1 protein-coding gene is annotated in these 1004 nt (G+C 61.3%); it reads left to right on the top strand.

Annotated features, from left to right (window positions below; translation table 11 throughout):
* Positions 1–642: 642 nt before the first annotated feature.
* The coding region (locus tag NMN56_RS42930; RefSeq protein ID WP_274048748.1) for a reverse transcriptase N-terminal domain-containing protein at positions 643–1004 on the top strand (362 nt) is incomplete at its 3' end.

The raw sequence follows: 1004 nt of genomic DNA, 5'->3' as shown, positions 1-1004 counted from the left end.
GGCGTGCGACACGAGGTCGCACATTGCAAGTAGACACGATAAGGAGGTTGGCTCTCTGAAGTAGCCAATATCGCTGTCTCAGGTCAGTGCTCAAGACCTGTCCCCACCTCGGCGTGCGTCGTGAGTAATCGCGGGGTTCGAAGCCCGAGGAAAGAGGCCCAAGGGCTGCTGTTCTGTCCAGGAGTCACAGGTCGGGGAAGGCCGAGCGGGTGAACGGAAGTGAATCCTCGTTGATGCCTCGTTACGATCCAGGCTCGTGGATGGAATGCGTAAAGGGCCGTACAGAGCTGGCCGTTGAAAAGCGGCGAGTGCCGACCGGCGAGCCAGTGTCGGTCGGGAGAGCACCACTGCTCCGGGGTATAGAGGGCACCCAAACCGGTCGCATCTTGCATGTGCGGAACGTGGTAACCCCGTTGGAGTCCAGGCGTGCACACACCTGGTAAGCCGACCGCAAGGAAGGCCCACCTCTCCAGCGGGAATAGGAAGGCCCGAGAAGCGAAGGCCGGCAGCCGAAAGGAAACGGGAAACCGGACGAGGCAACGCGGCACCTCCGCCGACTGTCCGGATAACCGGCCGGATACAGGCTCCATGCCTGGCCTGAAAGGGAGCCCACGCGGGCCTGGTGAGTCTGCGAAGCAGACGATGACGACGACTCCGGAACTGATGGACAAGTTGGACGCTCCCGGAAACCCGGAAGCGAACGGACCTGACGACGAACTCTTTGACTGGCAGTCGGTTGACTGGAACACGGTCGAGGACGACGTACGGCGACTGCGTCAGCGAATCTTCGCGGCATCGAGGAAAGGGGACCTGAAGAAGGTCCGCAACTTGCAGAAGCTGATGTTCCGCTCACGGTCAAACGCTCTGGTAGCAGTGAGACGCGTAACGGAAATCAACGCAGGGCGCAAGACCCCTGGAGTGGACGGGTACACCGTTCTGCGGGATAGATCCAAGTCGGCTCTGGCTGAGTGGACACAGTCCCGGGCGGGAACCTGGAAGCCGAT

This window comes from Streptomyces iconiensis (genome assembly GCF_028657195.3).
Lineage (GTDB): Bacteria > Actinomycetota > Actinomycetes > Streptomycetales > Streptomycetaceae > Streptomyces > Streptomyces iconiensis.
The sequence above is the reverse complement of the archived record's forward strand: the minus strand, read 5'-3'. Positions and strand labels throughout refer to the sequence as shown.